The following is a 5,078-nucleotide window of genomic DNA, read 5'->3' as shown; positions in this document are numbered from 1 at the left end:
GGACCACACAATCAGTATCGCGTACCTGTCAAGCAAGTGCCGTTGCAGTACTAGCTCGGCCTTGAACAACTTGTTCGACTCCTCGCGAGGGCACCATCATAGGACCGACCGAGGCGCTGGGTGTAGCCAGAGCTCGACACTGCATGCCGCGGTCGGAGTAATGAATCAACCTAGGTAGGCATTTGAAATGCGTATTCGCGGGTCCGGATGCACATCTCCAGGGCGTCGAGTGCGAGACCGCCAACCGACGACCCGCCGGGAAAACACATCGGTGACGAACGCGGCGTACACCCATCCCGAGAACGTGCGGAAGTAGGTCAGATCGGCAACTCACGGTTGGTCCGGCACCGCTGCGACCAAACGGCGCTCGACCAGGGGTCGGCGGGGCCACCGAAGGGCCGACATCGCGATGGTGTTCGAGTCGTAGGCGCTGTACCCGCACATGACGGTGCGGCAGAACATCGCGTTCCGCCCGCTGGGAAGATGTCGAAGTCGGACATCGCGGCGAAGGTGGACGACGCCGCCAAGATCCTTGACCTCACCCAGCACCTCGATCGCAAACCGGCCGATCTGTCGGGCGGCCAGCGGCAGCGGATCGAGATGGGCCGGGCGATCGTCCGCAACCCCAAGGCGTTCGTGGGCTCTTCGATCGCATGGTCCCAAGTAAGTAGTCCCTCGGCGCGTATCAGTCGCTCCACGGTGCATCGGGCCACCTGGATACCCTGTCGGCTGAGCTCCGCGTAGACTTCGGGGGCACCGTAGACTGCGTAGTTCTAGCAGTAGACTCGGTCGATCCGTTCGACCGGTTCCGCGTCACGGACGGCCCCGCCGAGAGTAGGCGGGACTTGGCGGCGTTGTACGTCGACGGGGTGCTTTGCACTCCGGCCTGTGCGAGGATTCGGCAGATAGGCTCGACTCCGCAGTCGGTTCTGTGGGCGTCGATGTAGTCGACGATCACTCAAGTCTGGGTCGATCTCAGCTGCCGCGAAAATTGCTGACGCCGTTCTCGGATTTCGTTGGCACGAAGTAGTTCTCGGTTCTCGCGTTCGAGCTCGGCGATCCGTTTCGCGTCGTCGGTGGTGGCGCCGGACGATCGCCACCATCGATCTCGGCCTGGCGAACCCAGGTGCGCAGGGCCTCGGGATGGATGCCGATTGATCTGCGAAGTTCTTGATCGCACCGGTCAGTGTCAACGGAGCGCTTCCTGCCTCAACTGCCAGTCGCGTCGCCCGTTCCTTGAGCTCCCCTGGGTACTTCCTCGGCGCTCCCATGAGCCTCGTTCCGTATGATGAGATCTTCAATCAGAGTCGGGGCGCAACAACCTGGCCTGCCAGTATGCAAGGCAGTGACAGCGCCACGGCGCTGAGAGTAGGAAGCTCCATTGAATATCTGTTGGGGAAACACCGTGCCAGTTGACACGCCGGGCGATGCGCCTAGCAGACCGGCGATGGACCATCGCCGTTACTAAACGAGCTCGGTACCGAGCATCAACACGCCCGTGCGACCCTCTCCTGACTTGATCAGTTGTGCTCGCTGGCCGGCTGGTAGCAGATACCAGTCCGCCAGGTCGGCTTGTGAATAGGACCGCTGCAGCTCGTTGAACTTCGTCTCACGCGTAGCTGCCCGCTGACCGATCAAGTACTTGGACAAGGACATGTTTGCAGCCCAACAGCCAGCAAGACCCTGATGCCAACCTTCACAGTTGTTCGAAAGATTCAGCAGTCTGATCTCTTTTCATCGTCGACTGGGTTCACAAGAATGGCGGCGAGGGGAGCGATCGCTGCTGTCAGGAACCCGATCCCGTATCCGGCCATTCCAATCACTACGCCCAGAGCCAATGGGGTCAAAGAGGAAACGAGATTCTGCCCGGTGTTGTGGATACCGAGCGCTTTACCCGACCATGCGGGACCGGAAATTTCGGCTACTGCGGTGTAGGCCAAGCCATTGTCGGCCACTGTGACGATTCCTCCGACAGCGAGTGCGCCGATCGCCAGCCATGGGACGATGGCATCTCCGACTGCAAACGCGAGCAGGACTGCTCCAGCGGCAACCGAGAGGTGCTTCATTGGGCGCAATCGTGAGCCGACAAGGTCGGACCATAATCCGGCGCCGATACGGGATATCGCGCCGGCTATCTGAATGACCGCCACGAACCCACCGGCTGCGGCCGTACCCCAATGATGTTCGCGCACTAAGTATTCCATGGAGAATGCTGATATGGCGAACTGTGGCACGATCAATAGTGCGCTCGCCAAGTGGATGCGCCATAGGGTCGGAGTTTCATACGGCGAGGTGGTGCCGCGTTGTTGCCGAGCGGATGCTGCTCCCGCAGAGGATGTGGCGATGACGGCGACTAGCAGTGCAGAGACTACGCAAAGCGCCGCCGGCGCCATGAACGCGCCGAAGGGACCGGTTCGTTCGGACAACCGGGGAAGTATCAGTCCCGCCAGTGCGACACCCAAGGGTTGCGCTGTCTGCCTGATGCCCATGGCGAGTCCACGTTCGGACGGAGGAAACCATGCCATGGTCAACCGCCCGTTCGCTGCGAATACACTTGCTGCGGCGGCACCGCCCACCGCAAGCAAGATGAGCGTGATCGCTTGATTGTGCGATGACAATGCTGCTGCCGTGCCGATCGCGAGAGCAGTTGTCAACAGTCCCGCCGTCATCGCTGCTCGTTCACCGAATCGGTCGGCGGCCGCACCCCAAAGAATCAAAGTCAGCAGTAGTCCAACCGTTGGAGCGGCGACGTAGGCGCTCACACTCGTCAGCGACAAGTTTGATGCTTCTCGCAGGAATGGCACGACGAAGGGCACGCCGAACACGAACGAGCACACCGACATCTGAGACAGAACACAAACAGCGAGCACCAGCCACCGGCGTGCGGATACCGTTGTTGCTGAGTCCGATAAGTTCATTGCGGCATGCCCGTCTCCGTGCAGTTGATTGACTGTTCGAGTTCGACGCACGGTGGCTCAACCGCCGTGCTCGTCCGGAAGATGCTCTTCTTGTCACCTCGGCTGGCCCGATGTAGTTAGTACGAACACCCCGAGCCCACAGTGCACCACGATATCCGATAGCGATACTTGGATGCGGCACCCTCCGGTGATGAGTGCGCTGCATGTGATTTCGCCGGCGACTGGCTCGTGGATCTGCTGGCGCATGCGTGGAGACGTACTCGTCGGGCTGCGGGACCGTTCAGCTTAGCTGGGAATGAGAGCTCGTGAGTCCTAGCAGGCCCGTCATGGTAGTGCACTGTCCCAGTCCTGCGCTGCGTCTAACGAGTCTGCAACGCTGGCAACAGCAACCCCACTCGCAGCCGAGGAGCGGCTTCAGCGGTCATGGCGCTTTGCACCCAGTTCTCGCCGTCTCCTGCTCCACGATTCCAGTGGGTCCGAACACATGGTTGGCGAGCTCGATCGTGAAGCGGCGCTTTTCGGGGGACGCTTCCTTCGGCACGAAGGTAAACCACCAGATCTCGGTCTTCTTCTGTCCATGCACGCATATCTGACCAATCCCTGTGATGAACAATGTGGAAAAGATGTTCTGGTGGCCAGCGGAGGTGACACCTACCGGACTCAGGATTTCTGCGACGCCTCCTCGGTCGCGCGAGGGGTGCCGCGCGGGTCGTTCGGAATAGTGTGTGGACCGGCGTTGGCGTGGCCGTATTCACCGACAATTGCGACAGAATCGACGAAGTCGAACGGGTCTGTTTGGACTGCATTTCCTCGCCATTGGCGGTAAGGGCACCACCGTTGTCCGTAGAGTCCGACGTGAGAAAAGTACCGTACTGATCCTCAGGAAAGATACCGGCCGCGTACGCAGGCATGTGGACGATACCAGTCGAAAATGTTGTCGACGGTGAATTTCCAGTTGCAATCGATGGCGAATTTCTGTGTTTCATCCCGCTGACACTTATATAATTCGGAATTACGTGACGGTCGACACACGCGCTCGGTGATGGCCGCGGACCTGGGCATCAGTGGCGAGACGCTGCGGATTTGGGTCCGTGGGGACACCGCCCGCAATGAACGCCAGAACGCCCGCAGTATCACGTGGGGCACCCAAGCGGACGAGCTCCCGCGGCTGCTGGCGGAGAACGCCCTTCTACGCGGTGCCGAGAAGGAAGCCAGCTCGATCGCGAGATCCTGCACCGGCAGCTGCGTATTCCACGAAAGAATTGTAGTGACGACCCCGCCGCTGGAACTTTATCTCCGACCATCGCGCGAGCGAGTGCGGTGTGCAACGGCTGTGCCAGTGTTGGGAACCTCCCGACCGGGTACTACCGACAGGCATACGTCGGAGCGTCTACGGGAGCTGTGTCATGCTCGATGTGTGCATGTGCTGGCGGTACTCCCGCGGGGAGCAACCTACTGCCGTACGGAACGTGCGACTGAAATGCGCCGAACTGGAGAAGCCCCATCGCGCCGAGATCTCCATGACAGAAACGTCGGCCAGAGTCGGGTCTGCCAGGTCTCGTTTGCAACGCTCGAGTCGGCGCTTTCGGATCCACTCTGCGACACTTGGTCCACCGCCTTCGAACAGTTTGTACAGTAGGCGGACCGAAATGAAATGTGCCTGCGCGATTGACGCCGGATCGAGCCGGGGATCGCCAAGGTTATCTTCGATGTAACCCCTGACCTGCTCAAACAGTGTATGAGGAGACACCTGGCTCGGGTGACTCCGCTGCCCATGATCGTCTGCCAGCAACAGCGCGAGAACGACGTCAAGCGCTCCTTGCGCCAGCCGGAACTCATCCACCCGCACGAGGTCCCCTCCGCGGAGGGTCTCCTCAATCTCGCGGAGCAGGGTGCTCACGAGTCGGCCTGGGCCTTTGCTACCTGAGACGCTGCGTCCGACGAGGCTGCGAAGTTGGTCTTGGTGGGGACGCAGCAATGATCGAGGAATTGTCATCATCAGACTCGTAAACGGGTGATCGCCGGAGTCGATGCGATTGGGAAGGGTTCGGTCGCACAGGAGGAGATCACCGGCGCCGACATTACTTGCAGTGCCGTCTCGACCGACTGTGTATTGACCGGACTCGAGGAGTACGAGGATGAAATCGTCGCGGTCGGTTC

Annotated in this window: 3 protein-coding genes and 2 pseudogenes; 2 read left to right on the top strand and 3 right to left on the bottom strand. The window is 60.5% G+C overall.

Translation table 11 applies throughout. From position 1 onward, the window contains the following. Positions 1–336: 336 nt before the first annotated feature. Positions 337–618, top strand: a pseudogene (locus P3H15_RS55680) (hypothetical protein); the annotation flags it as partial. A gap of 846 nt (positions 619–1,464) precedes the next feature. On the opposite strand, the gene P3H15_RS56010 reads toward P3H15_RS55680, so the two are convergent. Together P3H15_RS56010 and P3H15_RS52935 are read right to left on the bottom strand one after the other, a co-directional pair. Continuing rightward, positions 1,465–1,656, bottom strand: a complete 192-nt coding sequence (locus tag P3H15_RS56010; protein WP_369426240.1) for a malate:quinone oxidoreductase — start codon at positions 1,654–1,656, stop codon at positions 1,465–1,467. 59 nt (positions 1,657–1,715) lie between these two features. Beyond that, the gene (locus P3H15_RS52935) at positions 1,716–2,843 is read right to left on the bottom strand and encodes an MFS transporter (RefSeq protein ID WP_276144652.1); all 1,128 of its coding nucleotides are present in this window, start codon (positions 2,841–2,843) and stop codon (positions 1,716–1,718) included. A 1,093-nt stretch (positions 2,844–3,936) separates the two neighbouring features. On the opposite strand from P3H15_RS52935, the pseudogene P3H15_RS52930 reads away from it, so the two are divergent. Then, a pseudogene (locus P3H15_RS52930) lies at positions 3,937–4,258 on the top strand (IS3 family transposase); the annotation flags it as partial. A gap of 50 nt (positions 4,259–4,308) precedes the next feature. Here P3H15_RS52930 and P3H15_RS56005 read toward each other — a convergent pair. After that, positions 4,309–5,058 carry a helix-turn-helix domain-containing protein gene (locus P3H15_RS56005; RefSeq protein WP_369426241.1) on the bottom strand — a complete coding sequence of 250 codons (750 nt, stop codon included), beginning with the start codon at positions 5,056–5,058 and terminating at the stop codon, positions 4,309–4,311. Positions 5,059–5,078 lie beyond the last annotated feature (20 nt).

The organism is Rhodococcus sp. T2V (genome assembly GCF_029269925.1).
Lineage (GTDB): Bacteria > Actinomycetota > Actinomycetes > Mycobacteriales > Mycobacteriaceae > Rhodococcus_F > Rhodococcus_F koreensis.
The sequence above is the reverse complement of the archived record's forward strand: the minus strand, read 5'-3'. Positions and strand labels throughout refer to the sequence as shown.

Bases quoted from the DNA above. Each gene is read 5' to 3' on its own strand.
- P3H15_RS52935 (WP_276144652.1), bottom strand. From the start codon at position 2,843: ATGTCGGTGTGCTCGTTCGTGTTCGGCGTGCCCTTCGTCGTGCCATTC.
- P3H15_RS56010 (WP_369426240.1), bottom strand. From the start codon at position 1,656: ATGTCCTTGTCCAAGTACTTGATCGGTCAGCGGGCAGCTACGCGTGAG.